This is a genomic window from Sphingobium sp. TomTYG74 (assembly GCF_055393875.1).
Map to the genome: position 1 here is coordinate 837,501 of NZ_AP027342.1, position 16,672 is coordinate 854,172.

Sequence of the window (16,672 nt, forward strand, 5' to 3'; positions counted from 1 at the left end):
GATTGCCGTTGGGGGTAGAGCACTGGATGGTTGCGGGGGTCGCGAGATCTACCAATACTAACCAAACTCCGAATACCAACGAGTCTAGTTCGGCAGACAGACGGCGGGTGCTAAGGTCCGTCGTCAAAAGGGAAACAGCCCTAACCTACAGCTAAGGTCCCCAAGTCACGTCTAAGTGGGAAAGCATGTGGAACTTCCAAAACAACCAGGAGGTTGGCTTAGAAGCAGCCATCCTTTAAAGAAAGCGTAACAGCTCACTGGTCTAAATAAGAGGTTCTGCGGCGAAGATGTAACGGGGCTCAAGACGTGCACCGAAGCTTAGGGTGTGATCGTTTACGATCACGCGGTAGCGGAGCGTTCCGTAGGCCGTTGAAGCGATCTGGTAATGGGTCGTGGAGGTATCGGAAGTGCGAATGCAGACATGAGTAGCGATTAACAGTGTGAGATGCACTGTCGCCGAAATTCCAAGGGTTCCTGCTTAAAGCTAATCTGAGCAGGGTAAGCCGGCCCCTAAGACGAGCCCGAAGGGGGTAGTCGATGGGAACCACGTTAATATTCGTGGGCCTGGAGGTGTGTGACGGATGGCGTAAATGGTCTGGCCTTATTGGATTGGTCCAGGCTGTGAAGTTGTCCCAGGAAATAGCCCCTCCGTATAGACCGTACCCTAAACCGACACAGGTGGAATGGTAGAGTATACCAAGGCGTTTGAGAGAAGTATCCTGAAGGAACTCGGCAAATTGCCTCCGTACCTTCGGAAGAAGGAGGCCCCACATCAAGGCAACTTTTTGTGGGGGGCACAGGCCAGGGGGTAGCGACTGTTTAGCAAAAACACAGGGCTCTGCTAAGTCGGCTTCAAGACGACGTATAGGGCCTGACGCCTGCCCGGTGCCTGAAGGTTAAGAGGAGGAGTGCAAGCTCTGAATTGAAGCCCAGGTAAACGGCGGCCGTAACTATAACGGTCCTAAGGTAGCGAAATTCCTTGTCGGGTAAGTTCCGACCTGCACGAATGGCGTAACGACTTCCCCACTGTCTCCAGGATATGCTCAGCGAAATTGAATTCTCCGTGAAGATGCGGAGTACCCGCGGTTAGACGGAAAGACCCCGTGCACCTTTACTGCAGCTTCAGAGTGGCATTAGGAAAGAACTGTGTAGCATAGGTGGGAGGCTTTGAAGCGATGACGCCAGTTGTCGTGGAGCCATAGGTGAAATACCACCCTGTTGTTTTCTGATGTCTAACCTCGCACCGTTATCCGGTGCAGGGACCCTCTGTGGCGGGTAGTTTGACTGGGGCGGTCGCCTCCTAAAGAGTAACGGAGGCGCGCGATGGTGGGCTCAGGACGGTTGGAAACCGTCTGTTAGAGTGCAATGGCATAAGCCCGCCTGACTGCGAGACTGACAAGTCGAGCAGAGACGAAAGTCGGTCATAGTGATCCGGTGGTCCCTCGTGGAAGGGCCATCGCTCAACGGATAAAAGGTACGCCGGGGATAACAGGCTGATGATTCCCAAGAGCTCATATCGACGGAATCGTTTGGCACCTCGATGTCGGCTCATCACATCCTGGGGCTGGAGCAGGTCCCAAGGGTTTGGCTGTTCGCCAATTAAAGTGGTACGTGAGCTGGGTTCAGAACGTCGCGAGACAGTTTGGTCCCTATCTGCCGTGGGCGTCGAAATTTGAGAGGAGTTGACCCTAGTACGAGAGGACCGGGTTGAACATACCTCTGGTGTACCTGTCGTCCTGCCAAGGGCGCAGCAGGGTAGCTATGTATGGACGGGATAACCGCTGAAAGCATCTAAGCGGGAAGCCTCCCTCAAGATAAGATTTCTTCGAGCGGTCGTAGACCACGACCTTGATAGGCCGGATGTAGAAGTGTGGTAACATATGGAGCTAACCGGTCCTAATTGCTCTGATCGCGCTTGAATGCTTCGAAAGAAGCGAGTCCCACCATCAATGACAGTGCTGGCAACAGCAAAACGTCAGCGATGTGGTGATAAACCTCAAGCCAGATAACAACTGAATATACATACCGTGCACGGCATCGATTAAAACCCAAAGCGCAAGCTTCATTGCTTGGTGACCATAGCGTCTGTGACCCACCCGATCCCATCCCGAACTCGGCCGTGAAACCAGTCTGCGCCGATGGTACTGTGGCTCAAGCCCCGGAAGAGTAGGGCGTCGCCAGGCATTGAAGCTTGCGCTTTGAAACAAACAAAACCCATTCACTTGTTCATAAAGGGGCGGCCCACAAAGCCGCCCCTTTACCTTTGGTGGCGCGGGATGGAGCAGCCCGGTAGCTCGTCAGGCTCATAACCTGAAGGTCGCAGGTTCAAATCCTGCTCCCGCAACCAACACCATGGAACTGGTCGCTGACATAACGCCGCCCCTACCCGGGGCGGCGTTGTCGTTTAAGGCAAACGCCGCCAACTCCGACACATTCGCGACCACCTCTGCCTCCGGACCGTTGGCGCCGTCGGGATAGATCGTCACGCTCTCAATCAGCTTGTCGATCAACTCGGCGGCCTCCTGCGGACTGCATCGTCATTCAGGGTCTCACGCAGGGCGCGGACCTTCTCGCCAAACTTCTCACGAGCACTGGGTGCGGCACGATCTGGGCGACAGGCTTCGTCGACGTCGAGCGCGTCAGAAGACTTTCCAGTTTCGCTTTCTCGGCCTCCGTATCACAGAGCAGCTGCATCAACAGGGGGCTGAGCACGCCGCACCGCAAATTGGCAGCCAGATTGGCGAGTTCCCTCTCGATCGCGGCAAGGCGGCTTTTGGCCTCTCGATCGCGGTCGCTCTGCGGCCCGGTAATCCTGATTACCTCCCGGTTGAAGGTTTCCGTGAAGATTTTCGCATGCTCTTCGGTGAGGAGGTGGTGTTGGAGAACGCTCATCGCTGCATGCTCCAGCGCGCCCTTGCGCACCGACAGTGTGTTGCCGCACGTCCCGCGCTCCTTCTGCCCGGCGCAGCGATAATAGTCCTTGCCGCTGATGGTGTAGTTGGAGCCGCAATAGCTGCACTTGATTAGACCGGACAGCAGGTGCTTCTTGCGGGGCCTTCCTGCCGGCGATCGTGATTTGTCGCTGTGCTCCTGCTCCGGTTCACCGGAAATCGACCGCCGATCCATTTCGGCTCGCACCGCATCCCAGAGTTCCTGGTCGATGATGCGCAGGTCCGGCACCGCAACTTCGATCCACTCCGACCGATCACGCAGGCGATAGCGCCGCTCACGCATCTCGCTGTCGGGATTGCGCCGCCATTGCCGACGTCCCCAGACCAGCCGCCCGATATAGAGCGGATTGTTAAGGGTGCCGGTCAGAACCTTGGGGTTTCCACGAATTGTCGAAGCATTCCACTCCCCGCCACGCGGACCGGGAATACCCTCTTCGTTCAGAGCGGTGGCGATCTTGACGGAGGAGAGGCCGCTTGCGAAATCCCGGAATATCCGCGTTAGGATTTCGGCCTTGACCGGATCGATCTCGAGATGGCCAGCGATCGGCTCTCCATCGGCATCGAGCAGGATCTTCTTCTTGTAAGCATAGGCGCGGCCGCCCGCGAAGCGGCCAGCCGCGACCGCTGCCTCCATTCCTCGCAAGGTTTTTCCAATGAGGCCTTGAACTGATGCGGTGGATGCCTCCCTTCGCCCGGCATCGTATGATGCTGACTAGCGCCATGGTGGCGCGCGAAGGAGGAGCATATGTCGGACGCACACATGCTGGCGATCGATCTGGCAAAGCGGAGCTTCCAGGTCTGCGCGACCGATCAAGCAGGGTCGGTTCTATATAATCGGACGGTCTCTCGGTCCAAACTGGAGGCTTTGCTCAAGGGTCAGCCTCGCTGCATCGTCGCGATGGAGGCTTGCGCGACGAGCCACTTCTGGGGCCGGTTTGCGGGCGCAGAAGGTCATGAGGTTCGGTTGATCCCACCGATCTATGTAAAACCGTTCGTGAAGAGGCAGAAAAACGACGCGGCAGATGCGGCGGCCATTGCCGAAGCAGCTGTGCGCCCGAACCTGCATTTCGTGGCGGTAAAGAGTGCGGAACATCAAGCGCGGGCGGTTGCCTACCGAACCCACCAATGTTTTGTCAGTCAGCGTACGCAGACCATCAATGCCCTGCGAGGGCACCTGGCCGAATTCGGTCTGGTATTCCCCCAAGGCGTTCCTCACCTGAAAGATATCCGCGCGACGATGGACAACAATAACATCGACGTGCCTGCCAGTATCCGGGATATCGCACGCCTTTACCTGGAGCACATCGACGCCCTCTCTGCCAAAATCGACGAACTTTCGTTCAGATTACGAGAGGCTATAACGGTCAGCGCCGAGCTTCGCCGCCTCTGCACGGTACCGGGTGTCGGACCAGTGACCGCCGGCGCGATCATGGCCTTCGCGCCAGACCTGCGCACATTCGGCAGCGGCAGAAACTTTGCGGCATGGCTCGGCCTGGTACCGAAGCAGCGATCGACGGGTGGGAAGGCGCGGCTCGGGTCCATGAGCAAAATGGGACAAAGCGACATTCGCAAGCTTCTCGTTGTCGGTGCGATGAGCAGGATTCGATGGATTGTTCGCAAAGGCGTTCTCCCCGACAACTGGCTGGGACGCCTGATGGCCCGCAGACCGCGGATGGTGGTTGCCGTCGCGCTGGCGAACAAAATGGCGCGGACAATCTGGGCGATGATGACACGCGAGGAAGACTACCGTTTGGCGTGAATGGCGTAACTGCCATAGCGCTCGGGGCCTTGGTCCCGGCAAGGAGATCGACTGATATTATGCGGCAAGGACTTCAATGTTCACGGTGCGGCTAACCAGTCCCGGGGCGAGAGCGAACCAAGCTCGCTGAACCGATGTGGCCCGGATCGTTCGAACTGCATAACGGCCCGTGGCGTCAGCAAGCCACACCAGAGGCCTGACACACGACCGATGAAGCGCTCTGCCGAGCAAAGTCAGAAAATCACCTTGCAATCTGGGAGGCATCCACACACGACCCTGCTTGATCGGTCGCGCAGACCTGGAAGCTCCGCTTTGCCAGATCGATCGCCAGCATGTGTGCGTCCGACATATGCTCCTCCTTCGCGCGCCACCATGGCGCTAGTCAGCATCATACGATGCCGGGCGAAGGGAGGCATCCACCGCATCAGTTCAGACCGTAGACGTGTTCATTGCCCAAAATTGTGCGTTCGACGCGAGCTTCCTGCGGCAGCTTCTGCCCTCCACCAAGGACGCCGCCTGGGCGTGCAGCTTGCGCGACTTTGATTGGCTCAAGGACGCAGGTCTTGATGGCCGGGCCTTGGGGCATCTGCTGATGCAGATCGGTTTCTTCAACGATGGACACCGCGCCCTCAACGATGTGATCAGCCTCATCCATCTACTGGCCTGGCGTCTGCCAAGCGATCAGACGGTGATGGGCGCGTTGCTGGCGAACGCTGAACGGGAAACCGTACGGCTGGAGGCGACGGGCGCGGGATTTGGCAAGCGGTCCTTGCTGAAAGCGCGCGGCTATCGCTGGGATGTTGTCGCCAAGGTCTGGTGGATCGAGGTGACCTATGGCGAACTAGACGAAGAGCGGCTCTGGCTGCAGCGTGAGATCACGCCCTTTGGTCCCTATCCACGCATCCGCCCCATCACTTGGCATCAGCGTCACCGCTGAATGCTGAGCAGCGTGCAGCCCATGCGGCACGCTCAATTCCCAACAGATGAAAAGGAAAGTGAGCCCCACGGCAGAGTGGAAAAATGGCTCCAGCCCCAGGCTGAACCTTCAAAGGAAATGAAATGACTATCACGAACGTTACATTGCAGAACCATATGCTCCCGATCCGCGCAGAGATGGGCTACCCACTCACTGCTCCGGCGTGCCACACCCTGTCATGGTCGTCGGGAGGGCCTGTCGATATTCAGGTCGGCATGGACTTTGCCCGGCTTGCCCAGATCAGGGGCCGCGACGTTATCTACGGCGCCTGGCATTCGCTCGAGCACGAGCGGCCGAGCGAGTATGTGCTAGCTCTGCGGCAGCCCCACACTGTCGATATCATCCGCAACTGCAGCTTCTATGCTGCCGGTGAGACAGCTCCGCTCATCCTGATGTGCGAGGTGCGGGACGAGCATTATGTGCTGAACGACCGGCTTTTTCTTGAACGCCGATCAGGGATGCCGGGGCGTCGGCTGGAACTTGGCAAGCGCCGTGCGGAAGAGCGGATCATCCACTCCCCAAATGCCCGGCTCGATGAGATGCTCGACGGGGGCGGGATCATGCCGCGCGGCGGCGCGTATATGCCCACCTATGCCGAACCGTCGGAGACGGTGGTGATCCAGTTCAGCTGATCCTGCGCCGACGGCGCTGTCGCCGTCGGCTGCCTTCCCCACTCAAAATATTTCAGGAGCAATTTCCATGCACAATACACACGCCCCTCAGCCCAAGCCGCGCAGCTGGGTGATCATCGACATCGAAAGCGCCGTGACTGATGAAAGCGGCCACCGCCGTTATATGGCAATGGAACGCTGGGTGCCGACGCCCGGCAAGCCGTCGCGGCGCAGTTACGAACGGAGCGCGGATCCGCTCCAGACGCCCCGGTGGACATTCCAGACCATCGTGGCTGCCGCCATCATGATCCTGGTTGAGCATGATGATGGCAATGTTGATGTCGCCAGCTTCACCACCCTCAGCGCGCCTGAGTTGGACGAAAAGGCGTCATGATGGGTATCATCGACGCGCTGGCTGCTGCGCCAGCCGGGGCGGAACTCTGTTCATGGGCAGGAATGCTCCATGATGTTCCGTTGATGTCCATGGCTTGCAAGCGCCACGGCCTGACCTATCCCGCAGGATGGCGTTGGTTGAGGTTTGGCGGGACGATCCCGTCCGACATCTTGATTTGGCGCGCACCACGACTGGTGGCTTCAAGATGAAGCCGATCCATCTGGCCGAGGTACTGGCGTCACTCGACATTCCGGCCAAGATCACGGTTCCTGCCTTTGCGGTTGCTCCGCTGATCAACCTGAAGCGATGGGATCTTGTGCGAAGCGTGGTGGAGAATGACGTAATCAGCACCGCTCTGCTACTGGCCCATTGGCGTAAGCTTCACGATCTGCGGACGGAACTCCATGTCGTCAAGGACCGTATCCTACGCCGGGTTGAGGAGATGCGGCCGGAGGAACTCTATCTGTCAGAGCTGAGCGCCTACCGGCAGCGACTGTTCAAGGTGCAGCAGAAGGAATCGGCCGCGAGCATGGCAGCGTTCGCACCGTGGCTGCAAGACGCCGCATGATCAGGATCAGGGCAGCCAATCGGCTGCCCTGAATTACCGGCATGGATGAGATGCAGGCGGATCCTGTAGGTGCATTGGTTGCGCCGAGCGCACCTCATCGATCTGCCGCAGATATCAGTCTCCGGTATAAACAAGCCGAGGGAAAATGGACTGCGCGAATGCTCGAGTAACTTGCCCGCGATGCCAAATCTTGATTGCGCTTCGCCAGCGCTTCCCAGCGCGCCAGGTCATCGACGTCGTTCGTTAAAAGATTTTTTCGTCTGGCTTCAGGCAAGTGAAAATCTTGACGGACAGAGACGTTCAACAGACTGAGACTTAACGGATGACTGACTTTGATGCTGTGCGATTCCCTTAACTTGCCTCCGGCAAACCCTGCCAGGAACGCCTGCGGTCACGCTTGAGCGCGGCGCGCCAAGATCGCCTTTCGCCATGCATTTAGGACCAAGCGTTTCAGGCGTAGCTAACCTAATCGAGCGCTCATTATCTCTCCACATGCGCCAAAGTACGAATATTCTATGCTGGCGAGGATGCGTCGCAAAATCGATAGCGGGAAGGCATTGGGGTTATGCAGCGCGTTTAGGCAAAGCGGTAGCTGAGATTCAGGCTATATCTCAGCAGGAAGCGTTTAACGCGTAGGTCGCTATTCCCGGACGATGAGCGCATCGACAGCAGTGATCCGCCCACCGGCACAGATCAGCGGATTGATGTCTAACTCCGCCACCCTGTCGGCGTGATCGGCGGCAAAGCGGCCTACGTTGCAGATGATGCGCACAAGCTGGCCAATATCGACCGGTTCCGAGCCGCGAAATCCGTTCAGCAGCGCAAAGCCCTTCAGGCTGCGTAGCATCCTTTCTGCTTCTGCCGGTGTCACAGGCGCCGGGAGCAGTGCCGTGTCGCGCAACAACTCCACCATGATGCCGCCCATGCCGACCACCAGCAGCGGACCGAATTGAGGATCGTTGCGTACGCCGACCATCAGCTCCACGCCTGACGGGATCATGGACTGTACGAGTACGCCCCGGATGTTGTCAGACGACGTTTCGCGCAGGGCGTTCGCCATCACTGCTTCATGGGCTTCGCGCAGTGTGGCCTCATCGGTCAGGTTCAGGCGGATGACGCCCGCTTCGGTCTTGTGCGGGATCGCGGGGGATTCGACCTTTATGACGACAGGATACTGGCCGGATGCGGCCTGCACGGCTTCGTCGGCGTTTTGGACGAGCGTCTCCTGCACGACCGGCACATCGTAGAGTGAGAGGACGGCTTTCGCCTCCCGCTCGGTCAATGTGGTTGCGCCTGCCTCATCGAGAAGACGTGCGGCACGGTCGCGATTCTCGATGGGTAGGGTGGGAGCCGCCTCCTGTGCAGGGGTGTTACGCAGTTCGCTGCGCCACTGCCAAACGGACAGGGTGCGGAAACAGCGGTCGAAGGAGCGGAACAAACCGACATATGGATGCCGTTCGGCGTCGATCAGGCCGGGGCCTTCCAGCCAGTCGGTGAAGGACACCCAGCAGCCCGCTTTGCCCGCCTGTGCGGCCTCGCGACCTAATGTGTCGATACGGTCGATAGTCGCATCTGACGCATAAGGATTGGCCAGCACCACGGCGCCATAAGTGGGATCGGCGAACAGCGCGTTGAGACAAGCGGTGAGCGACGCGGGATTATTCACGACCTGCGCCGTCACGTCGCAGGGATTGCGCGCGGAGCCGAAGTCGGGGACGTTTGCGTCCAGTACGGCCTGTGCCGCTGCTTCGGGTTGGAGCAGCGCTATGCCATGCGCTTCCGCCTTGTCCGCAGCGATCACGGTAGCGCCGCCGGAAGTAGCAATGACGGCTGCTGCATTTGCCTTTGCCGCTCCCATCTTGGCGAAGAAAGCGGCGGTCTCCATCAGCGCTTCGAGCTGATCCACGAAGACCACGCCATATCGTTCGAGCGCGGCGCGATAGGCCGCGTGAGAACCGGCGAGCGATCCGGTGTGCGACATGGCGGCGCTGGCGCCCTGTTCGCTTTCGGCGATCTTGTACAGGATGAGGGGCTTGTCGGCCGCCCATGCCAATCGCGCTGCCTCAATCATGCGGTTGGGGTCATCCATCCCCTCGAACAGGCAGGCGATGGCCCGACAACCGGGATCTTCCACGAGATAGGAAACGAAATCGGCGACATCGACATCGCAGCTGTTGCCGGAAGCCAACATATGACTGACCTGCGTGCCGCGTTCTATCGACTGTATGAGCGCGTTGCCGAGCGCGCCGGACTGGCTGACGATGCCAACGGCATGGGCGGCGGGAGCGTCCAGTCGGGTTTCGCTGTAGAAAGTGATGTTGGCGCCAATCGTGAAGTTGGCAAGGCCGATGCAGTTGGGACCGATGATCCGAATACCGCTTTCCAGGGCGATGCGGGTCAGTTCATTCTGTTCGGTAATTCCCTGTTCGGTGCCGACCTCGGCAAAGCCGGACGCGTAGATGATGCAGCCGCCGACACCTGCGCCAGCGCATTCCCGAACGATATCGAGGACCTGATCGCGTCCAGTCGCCACCACCACGCAATCGGGAATTGTCGGCAGTGCACCGATGGAGGAGTAGCAGGGCCGCCCGGCAATCTCTTCGTAACGGGGATTGATCTGGAACAATTCGCCCTGAAAGTTCGCGAGTCGCGCTACCGTTCGGGCGCCAAAAGATGACGGATTAGTCGAAACACCGACTACCGCGATAGTTTTGGGCGACAAACTCCGGATCAACTGGTCGCGGCTATAAACTGGCCTGCTCATGCGAAGTATTGTTCCTCCAATCCATTGGCAGCTACCGCCAGACGCAGATCACCAAAATTATCATCCAAACGGTTGGTAGCCTAATTTGAAGCGCCCGTAAACCGCGATCCTATGCCAAATTGGCATGGGATGATTGTCTACTCGGAATTAGACTTCCCACCTGTTTGACCTATCCTGCCTCCCTAGCCGACAACAGTCGGAACAGGGATTTTTAGGAACAGAGGAGCGGGTCATGGAAGACCGGGCGATGGATTGGAAAACCTACGAAACCTACATGACTGATGGTTACAAGAAACCTGTGGTCAAGAACAGCGAACTGGTGAGCTCGTCGGTCTACCTGAATGATTATCGCATCCGGGAATGGACATCTCGAGAATGTCTACGCCGCAACGGTACAGATCTTCCATCTACTTATGGCATCCCCGACATTAACTTGGCGATTGAGGAAGTTCAAGACCAGGATTATGTAAATCATCTCTTCGAGGAAGCGCGCAAGGATTGGCCGGAACTCGATCAGTTCCTCGAAGAACGCTACATGTCACGCTGGATGAAGAAGGATTTGGAAAATTGTCCTAAGGGCTCGTTAGGGCATGCTATCTTTGTCCATTACGATAAATATGGGTATGATAACACCATGGCCAGCATGGCTATGCCGGTTCGTAACCATTATGAGTATTTCCGTCGCCGCAAGGTCGAGATTCACGACTTCATGCATATCCTGACCGGCGCGGGATTCGATTATATTGCAGAAGGTATTCCAAACTTCATTCATTTTGGTAGTTTTCATAAATATTTCAAACCAGAATTGGCCCAGCAGCTGACTGTGAGCAATATCTTTCTCTTCTTCCCTTATTTCTTCCGTTCGTCTCTTCACTACCCCCAGGGTTTCCCATGGGTGTGGGAAGCCATGAACCGGGGTGTTGAAATTGGTCGTCAGTCAGGCACTTACTTCCTCAAAAAGATCGAAGATTATTTGCATCTTTCCGTCGAGGAAGCGCGCGATGCGCTTGAAATCTGCGGTGTTGAAGACCTCGATTTTAGAGAGTGGATGCGACGGTCGGACATTGTGATGGAGGGCGGCCAGACTTACACGGAGGAGAAGGCCGCCCAGCGCGCAGAGATGTTCAGGAAACTGGCTGCGGAATAAAAATCGACGCTATTGACGGGGAGCGCCATCCAGGATGGTGCTCCCCTTTTCGTTTTTGTCGCTGAATTGGTGGGATGCTATGCTCTGCACCCCATCGTGGGGGCGATGGGCGGAGCGAAGCAGGAATGATTGAACAACGTGCCCTCAGCCCTCAGGAGCAGTTTCATGCCTATCTTGGGCAAGGCCGATTCATGATCCAGTGTGCGCGGGGCAGTGGTGAATATATATTCTACCCACGTGTCGCTGAACCGGCTTCGGGCGATCAGGATCTGATATGGGTTGAAGCCAGTGGGCGTGGTGTGGGCTATGCAACGACCGTCATTCGGCCCCGGTTGCCGGAAGTGCCCTATAATGTAGCATTGGTCAGTTTGGCGGAAGGGCCGCGTATGATGGCGCGGGTTGTGGGTGTCGATCCGCAAGACGTTCGGATCGACATGGCAGTGCGCGCCGAGATCATAACGGAAGCGGGCAAGCCGCTGCTGGTCTTTCGGCCTGAGGCGCAAAATTGATGAGTGAAGGCTCTGTTCGTGGGAAGACCGCGATCGTTGGTGCCGCGACGTTCGGTCTGGGTGTCGCACCGGGCCATGGTGCGATCGACCTCGCGGCAAAGGCCGCGCTGCTGGCGCTGAGTGACGCCGGGCTTCAGCCGCGCGATGTCGATGCGCTGTTCGTCTGCTTGCCGGAGGATTTTCTTTCGGGGCTGTCGATGGCGGAATATCTGGGGATCGACCCGGTAATCAGCGACAACAACCGGACTGGGGGATCGGCTTTCCTCACCCATGTTGAGATGGCGGCCACGGCGCTGAACGCGGGCTTATGTGAAGTCGCCCTCATCACATATGGCAGCAATCAGCGCAGCGCTTCGGGCAAGCTGGTCGGAGCGACCACAACCACCAATGATCTGGAGACGCGCTACCGCCCGCTCGTGCCGGTGAGCGCCTATGCTCTGGCCGCGTCGCGGCACATGCACGTCTATGGCACGACACGGTCGCAACTGGCCGAGGTCGCTGTTGCGGCACGGGGTTGGGCCGCGCTCAATCCTGACGCCTTCGCGCGTGACCCATTGACCATCGATGATTGCCTGTCTTCGCGCATGATCTCCGATCCGCTGACTGTCAGGGACTGTTGTCTGGTGACCGACGGGGCAGGGGCCATTGTGATGACGCGAGCGGAACGGGCCAGGTCGATGCTAAGGTCGGCTGTCTATGTTCTGGGCACCGGGTCAGCCACGACCCATCGCGAAATATCGTCCATGCCCGATCTGACTGTCACGGGCGCCGCAGACTCCGGCAAGCGAGCCTATGCTCAGGCCCGTTTAGGCCCGGATGATATAGACATGGTGCAGATGTATGATGCCTTTACCATCAACCCGATCTTGTTTCTGGAAGATCTGGGCTTTTGTCCTAAGGGCGAAGGCGGGCGGTTTGTCGAAAAGGGTGCGCTGGCCCCCGGCGGTGTTCTGCCGGTGAACACCAATGGCGGTGGTTTGTCCTGCGTCCACCCCGGCATGTATGGCATATTCACGTTGATTGAGGCGACGCAACAAATCCGGCGTGAATGCGGCGCGCGCCAACTCGATCGAGCCGATGTGGCGCTGTGCCACGGCAGTGGTGGATCATTGTCGCATCAGGCTACCGTGATATTGGGATCTGAGGCAGCTCTGTGACTTGCTGCATCAAGCACTCATCAATCCTTGCCCGCCTTTTCCTGCAATGCCTGGATCTGCGCGACGACCCGGTCGACCAGGGCAAAACGCTCCTGACCAGGCGATTGGGGGTGTAGGGAGGCGATGACAAAAGCGGCGCTGTCGCGTGCAAGATCATGCGGAGTAATCGGGCCACCGGGCTTGTACCAGCGGATATAGGACGTAATCACGCCCAATATGGTGAAGCTCGAAATTCGCTGATCGATCCCCGCATCGAAAATGTTTGCCGCAATGCCCCGGCTGATGATCGATCGGAGATAAGCCTGATAGGCATCGCGCTCAGCAAAAATCTGCTCACGCTTGTCCGGCGCCAAATGCTTGGCGTCCTGAATAATGACGATGCCACGGTGGATGCGATCAGGCACGGCATTGAGCACGATATGACCATAGCAAAAGGCAATCAGCTGTTCGGCGGGACTGGATGCGAAATGATCGCAAAGACGCATATTCTCAGCCAGCCCTTCACTGCCGACCTTGATAACTTCGTAGAGCAAGTCCTCCTTCGAGGAAATATAGTGGTAAAGGCTGCCCTTCAACACACCGACAGCGTCGGCGATGTCGTTAAGGCTCGTGCCGTTGAACCCGCGTTCGGAAAAGAGTTCGCCCGCGATCAGGACGATGTCTTCGAAGCGGCGCTCACCATTGCCGGTCTTGGGCGCTCTGCCTCTGCGCTGCGAAGGCCGGGCCGCCGCTACCTCGTTCGTTCTGCTTTTCATCCCGCCAATAGTCCCAGAATGCCGTGTTTCGGCTTTGCTACACGAGAGCGCCGCCACACGCCAGCACCTGCCATGATTGGATGGTTAGTCGGATGGAAGGTCAGCAGACCGCATCCATGAAGCGGGCAAGGGTCACATCCAGCGTCGTCACCGTCCCGGCGTCGTGGGTGGTCAACTCCACCTCTACCTTGTTGTAGACGTTGCTCCATTCGGGATGATGATCCAGCTTTTCCGCCTGCACGCCTACACATGTCATGAACCCCAGGGCGCGGGCGAAATCGTCAAAGACGAAACTCTTGCCAATCGCCTTGCCATCCCGCGTCACTGTCCATCCAGACAGCTGTGCTATCGCCTGCACGGCGTCGATTTTTTCAAAGCGCATCGTCGCACCCTTTCGATTGAATATTACAGGCCGATCAGCGCCATGATTTCGCGCCGCGCCTTTTCGTCGTCTCGGAACACGCCCATCATGCGGCTGGTCGTCATCTGGACGCCGGGCGTGTTGACGCCACGCGCCGTCATGCAGGCATGGCTTGCCTGAATGACTACCGCGACACCAAGAGGCTTCAGATTTTCCCAGATGCAATCGGCAATTTCGGCCGTCAGCCGCTCTTGCACCTGAAGCCGCTTGGCAAAGCCGTGCAGCACGCGGGCCAGCTTTGAAATGCCTACGACGCGGTTGCGGGGCAAATAGGCGATATGAGCCGTGCCGATGATCGGCGCCATATGATGTTCGCAGTGTGACTGAAAAGGAATATCGCGCAACAGCACGATTTCGTCATAGCCACCCACTTCGTCGAAGGTGCGGAGCAGATGCTGTGAGGGGTCTTCATGATAGCCGCCGAAATATTCGCGCCACGCCTTTGCGACGCGGTTGGGCGTATCGACCAGACCTTCCCGTTCGGGATCATCGCCTGCCCAGCCGATCAGCGTGCGGACGGCTTGCTTTACTTCGGAAGGGATATGGGGTGCATCCGTTGGTGATTGTGTCGCCATGATGATTGTTCTCAGCTGAAAAATGCGGATAGAGCGGGGGCGGGGATGGCCGCGCCGGTGATTTTGGCGCGTTGAAGGGCGCTCCAGAAATAGCGGTATGTCGCGCGGTCGTGCAGTTCGCCTTTGTACTGGATCGGTCCCCAGTCGGCCTGCTGCGCCGCAATCAGGATGGCGGCTGCGTCTTCGATTTCGGAATGATCGGGGCGCATGGCTTCGACAATGGGCAGGATTTGCGCGGGATAGATGCTCCACATGCGCTGGAATCCGAATTCGTCCCGCGCGCGGCGAGCGTCGGCGTGGATGCGATCGGTGTCCATCAGGTCCAGGCAGACATTGTGCGCAGGTATCAGGCCCGCCCCGAGCGCTGCGGCGGTCACTTCCGCCTTCGCGCGGGCCAGCAGGCGATGTTCGAACTGGCCCGGTGAGCGCATGGCCGACGCGGGGATCGCGTCATTATGCGCGCTGACGAAGTCCATGAGACCGAAGTCCAGCACCTGCATCCACGGAAGCGCCGCGATCGCTCTGACATCAGCAAGTGCGCCATGCGTTTCGATGAGGGCATGGATGGGGATGGTGCGCTTGATACCGCGGCTGGCGCAGCCTTGGCGGATATAGTCGATAACCCCGGCCAACTGGACTGCGGATGTGGCTTTGGGCACGGTGATATAGGCGACTTCGTTACCCGCGCCCGACAGGATGATATCTACATCGGCGCGCCAGTGGTCGTGCGAGGGATCGTGGATGCGGATACCCGCCTGACGATGCCGGTTTTGCGGTGAAGCGATCATGGCGGCGACCATCTTGGCATGTTCGGTTTCAGTGCCGGTCGCCGCGCCATCTTCACAGTCGCAGCTAATGTCGAAGATCGGACCATGCTGTTCCTGAAGCTGGAACGCCTTGGCAATCAGCTTCTCGCTACCCGCGAAATGCTCGCAACTGGCGATCGTCGGGAATGACTTTTCGCCATTGAACAGGGCTTGATCTGGATGAAGGGCTTTGGACATGAGTTGGCCTTTATCGTTGAAAAGTTGGATCACCTGCGGGGCAGCAGGACGTTGTAATCGAGATCGAGGACGACATTGGGGTGGCTGCGCAACGTCGCCGCATCACCATCCCAATCGAAATCGGAGGGCGGCATGTCACGCAGCCCGATCAGGCGGAGCCGCAGCACGCCGACATCCTGCCGATCCAGCACGGTCATGGCATCGATCACCTGAGTCACGCTGTAGAGTGTGTCGCCGGCAAAGGTCGGGGCGACATGCGTTCCGCCGTTGATGGCGAGGATGGCGAGAATGTTTTCCAACCCGTCATTCGTAAGCGCGCGGCAGAGCGAGATGACGTGTCCGCCGTAGACCAGTCGGCGGCCATGGCGCGTATCGCGCATCATGAGGCCGTCGAAATGCACCCTCGCGTCATTTTGATAAAGGCGGGTGGCGGACATGTGGTCGGCCTCTTCCACCGTCATCCCCGCAGCATGATCCAATCGCTGGCCGGGTGCATAATCCTCCCAGCAGGACTCTGACCCGGTGGCGCGGTTGAGGGTCTCCCGGTCGACAGTTCCTGAAGATACGGTCAAGCGGTCGGCAGGCACGAAGGAGGGAAGGTCGGGCCTGACATCGATGCCGTCACCGGGTCCGGCATTTCGTTTCCGTACCAGCACCCATCGGATCCATGTCAGAACGGGCTGGCCGTTCTGGTTTACGGCTTCCGACCGGACATAGACGACGCCGCTATCGCCACCGCTCGTTTCGCGCAGCCCAATGACAATCGACGTGGCGGCGAGCGTGTCCCCGTCATAAACCGGGGCGAGAAACCGCACATCCGCATAGCCCAGATTGGCGATGGCATTGAGCGAGATGTCGGCCACCGTCTTCCCAAAGGCCATGTTGAAGACGAGCAGATCATCGAGGGGGCGGGAGGGATGCCCAAGACTTGCCGCGAGCGGAGCGGAGGACGCGACCGGGTTGCGCGCGCCGGTAAGCACGACATAAAGGCTTGCGTCTGCATCTGTTACAGTGCGGGGCAGCGGATGCTGGAAACGCTGGCCGACATGAAAATCTTCGAAGAAATTGCCGCGTGGCATGG

At 58.4% G+C, this 16,672-nt stretch carries 15 protein-coding genes, 1 tRNA gene and 2 rRNA genes (1 of these 18 running past the window's edge); 11 read left to right on the top strand and 7 right to left on the bottom strand.

Features of this window, described 5'->3' with window-relative positions; all coding sequences use genetic code 11:
• From ACZ5TB_RS16780 to ACZ5TB_RS16790, 3 genes are all read left to right on the top strand, one after another.
• A 23S ribosomal RNA gene (locus ACZ5TB_RS16780) occupies positions 1-1,920 on the top strand (it extends 877 nt beyond the left edge of the window).
• Positions 1,921-2,068: 148 nt separating this feature from the next.
• Positions 2,069-2,183 (top strand): 5S ribosomal RNA (gene rrf, locus ACZ5TB_RS16785).
• Between the two features lie 87 nt (positions 2,184-2,270).
• Positions 2,271-2,347, top strand: a tRNA-Met gene (locus tag ACZ5TB_RS16790).
• Positions 2,348-2,541: 194 nt separating this feature from the next.
• Here the strand turns inward: ACZ5TB_RS16790 and ACZ5TB_RS16795 are convergent.
• Positions 2,542-3,585, bottom strand: coding sequence for a recombinase family protein (locus tag ACZ5TB_RS16795; RefSeq protein ID WP_464792802.1), 1,044 nt, complete (start codon positions 3,583-3,585; stop codon positions 2,542-2,544).
• 111 nt (positions 3,586-3,696) lie between these two features.
• Between ACZ5TB_RS16795 and ACZ5TB_RS16800 the strand changes: the two genes are divergently transcribed.
• From ACZ5TB_RS16800 to ACZ5TB_RS16820, 5 genes are all read left to right on the top strand, one after another.
• Entirely contained in the window at positions 3,697-4,710 is a 1,014-nt protein-coding gene (locus ACZ5TB_RS16800) for an IS110 family RNA-guided transposase (protein ID WP_464792803.1), read from the top strand.
• Between the two features lie 442 nt (positions 4,711-5,152).
• Positions 5,153-5,647 (top strand): hypothetical protein, encoded by a 495-nt coding sequence (locus tag ACZ5TB_RS16805; RefSeq protein ID WP_464792804.1) that lies wholly within the window; start codon positions 5,153-5,155, stop codon positions 5,645-5,647.
• A 122-nt stretch (positions 5,648-5,769) separates the two neighbouring features.
• A complete protein-coding gene (locus ACZ5TB_RS16810) occupies positions 5,770-6,318 on the top strand; it encodes a hypothetical protein (protein WP_464792805.1) in 549 nt (182 codons plus the stop codon).
• A gap of 67 nt (positions 6,319-6,385) precedes the next feature.
• The gene (locus ACZ5TB_RS16815) at positions 6,386-6,691 is read left to right on the top strand and encodes a hypothetical protein (RefSeq protein ID WP_464792806.1); all 306 of its coding nucleotides are present in this window, start codon (positions 6,386-6,388) and stop codon (positions 6,689-6,691) included.
• 205 nt (positions 6,692-6,896) lie between these two features.
• Positions 6,897-7,259 carry a hypothetical protein gene (locus tag ACZ5TB_RS16820; protein WP_464792807.1) on the top strand — a complete coding sequence of 121 codons (363 nt, stop codon included), beginning with the start codon at positions 6,897-6,899 and terminating at the stop codon, positions 7,257-7,259.
• Between the two features lie 640 nt (positions 7,260-7,899).
• Here the strand turns inward: ACZ5TB_RS16820 and ACZ5TB_RS16825 are convergent.
• Positions 7,900-10,023, bottom strand: a complete 2,124-nt coding sequence (locus ACZ5TB_RS16825) for an acetate--CoA ligase family protein (protein ID WP_464792808.1) — start codon at positions 10,021-10,023, stop codon at positions 7,900-7,902.
• A gap of 232 nt (positions 10,024-10,255) precedes the next feature.
• Between ACZ5TB_RS16825 and ACZ5TB_RS16830 the strand changes: the two genes are divergently transcribed.
• From ACZ5TB_RS16830 to ACZ5TB_RS16840, 3 genes are all read left to right on the top strand, one after another.
• Positions 10,256-11,170, top strand: coding sequence for a hypothetical protein (locus ACZ5TB_RS16830; RefSeq protein WP_464792809.1), 915 nt, complete (start codon positions 10,256-10,258; stop codon positions 11,168-11,170).
• A gap of 125 nt (positions 11,171-11,295) precedes the next feature.
• On the top strand, positions 11,296-11,679 hold the full coding sequence (locus tag ACZ5TB_RS16835; protein ID WP_464792810.1) for a Zn-ribbon domain-containing OB-fold protein: 384 nt from the start codon (positions 11,296-11,298) through the stop codon (positions 11,677-11,679).
• Positions 11,679-12,836: an acetyl-CoA acetyltransferase gene (locus ACZ5TB_RS16840; protein WP_464792811.1), complete on the top strand. Its 1,158-nt coding sequence runs from the start codon at positions 11,679-11,681 to the stop codon at positions 12,834-12,836. Before ACZ5TB_RS16835 ends, ACZ5TB_RS16840 begins: the two co-directional genes overlap by 1 nt.
• A gap of 20 nt (positions 12,837-12,856) precedes the next feature.
• On the opposite strand, the gene ACZ5TB_RS16845 is transcribed toward ACZ5TB_RS16840, so the two are convergent.
• From ACZ5TB_RS16845 to ACZ5TB_RS16865, 5 genes are all read right to left on the bottom strand, one after another.
• Positions 12,857-13,591, bottom strand: coding sequence for a TetR/AcrR family transcriptional regulator (locus ACZ5TB_RS16845; protein ID WP_464792812.1), 735 nt, complete (start codon positions 13,589-13,591; stop codon positions 12,857-12,859).
• A 100-nt stretch (positions 13,592-13,691) separates the two neighbouring features.
• Positions 13,692-13,973 (bottom strand): 4a-hydroxytetrahydrobiopterin dehydratase, encoded by a 282-nt coding sequence (locus ACZ5TB_RS16850; RefSeq protein ID WP_464792813.1) that lies wholly within the window; start codon positions 13,971-13,973, stop codon positions 13,692-13,694.
• Positions 13,974-13,996: 23 nt separating this feature from the next.
• A complete protein-coding gene (folE, locus tag ACZ5TB_RS16855; RefSeq protein WP_464792814.1) occupies positions 13,997-14,587 on the bottom strand; it encodes a GTP cyclohydrolase I FolE in 591 nt (196 codons plus the stop codon).
• An 11-nt stretch (positions 14,588-14,598) separates the two neighbouring features.
• Positions 14,599-15,591 (bottom strand): HpcH/HpaI aldolase/citrate lyase family protein, encoded by a 993-nt coding sequence (locus ACZ5TB_RS16860; RefSeq protein ID WP_464792815.1) that lies wholly within the window; start codon positions 15,589-15,591, stop codon positions 14,599-14,601.
• A gap of 29 nt (positions 15,592-15,620) precedes the next feature.
• Positions 15,621-16,670 carry a MaoC family dehydratase gene (locus tag ACZ5TB_RS16865; protein WP_464792816.1) on the bottom strand — a complete coding sequence of 350 codons (1,050 nt, stop codon included), beginning with the start codon at positions 16,668-16,670 and terminating at the stop codon, positions 15,621-15,623.
• Between the last annotated feature and the right edge of the window lie 2 nt (positions 16,671-16,672).

What these genes read in the sequence shown, in the direction of transcription:
- ACZ5TB_RS16795 (WP_464792802.1), bottom strand. Translation starts at nt 3,585, where the DNA reads ATGGAGGCAGCGGTCGCGGCTGGCCGCTTCGCGGGCGGCCGCGCCTAT.
- ACZ5TB_RS16800 (WP_464792803.1), top strand. Translation starts at nt 3,697, where the DNA reads ATGTCGGACGCACACATGCTGGCGATCGATCTGGCAAAGCGGAGCTTC.
- ACZ5TB_RS16810 (WP_464792805.1), top strand. Translation starts at nt 5,770, where the DNA reads ATGACTATCACGAACGTTACATTGCAGAACCATATGCTCCCGATCCGC.
- ACZ5TB_RS16815 (WP_464792806.1), top strand. Translation starts at nt 6,386, where the DNA reads ATGCACAATACACACGCCCCTCAGCCCAAGCCGCGCAGCTGGGTGATC.
- ACZ5TB_RS16820 (WP_464792807.1), top strand. Translation starts at nt 6,897, where the DNA reads ATGAAGCCGATCCATCTGGCCGAGGTACTGGCGTCACTCGACATTCCG.
- ACZ5TB_RS16825 (WP_464792808.1), bottom strand. Translation starts at nt 10,023, where the DNA reads ATGAGCAGGCCAGTTTATAGCCGCGACCAGTTGATCCGGAGTTTGTCG.
- ACZ5TB_RS16830 (WP_464792809.1), top strand. Translation starts at nt 10,256, where the DNA reads ATGGAAGACCGGGCGATGGATTGGAAAACCTACGAAACCTACATGACT.
- ACZ5TB_RS16835 (WP_464792810.1), top strand. Translation starts at nt 11,296, where the DNA reads ATGATTGAACAACGTGCCCTCAGCCCTCAGGAGCAGTTTCATGCCTAT.
- ACZ5TB_RS16840 (WP_464792811.1), top strand. Translation starts at nt 11,679, where the DNA reads ATGAGTGAAGGCTCTGTTCGTGGGAAGACCGCGATCGTTGGTGCCGCG.
- ACZ5TB_RS16845 (WP_464792812.1), bottom strand. Translation starts at nt 13,591, where the DNA reads ATGAAAAGCAGAACGAACGAGGTAGCGGCGGCCCGGCCTTCGCAGCGC.
- ACZ5TB_RS16850 (WP_464792813.1), bottom strand. Translation starts at nt 13,973, where the DNA reads ATGCGCTTTGAAAAAATCGACGCCGTGCAGGCGATAGCACAGCTGTCT.
- folE (WP_464792814.1), bottom strand. Translation starts at nt 14,587, where the DNA reads ATGGCGACACAATCACCAACGGATGCACCCCATATCCCTTCCGAAGTA.
- ACZ5TB_RS16860 (WP_464792815.1), bottom strand. Translation starts at nt 15,591, where the DNA reads ATGTCCAAAGCCCTTCATCCAGATCAAGCCCTGTTCAATGGCGAAAAG.
- ACZ5TB_RS16865 (WP_464792816.1), bottom strand. Translation starts at nt 16,670, where the DNA reads ATGCCACGCGGCAATTTCTTCGAAGATTTTCATGTCGGCCAGCGTTTC.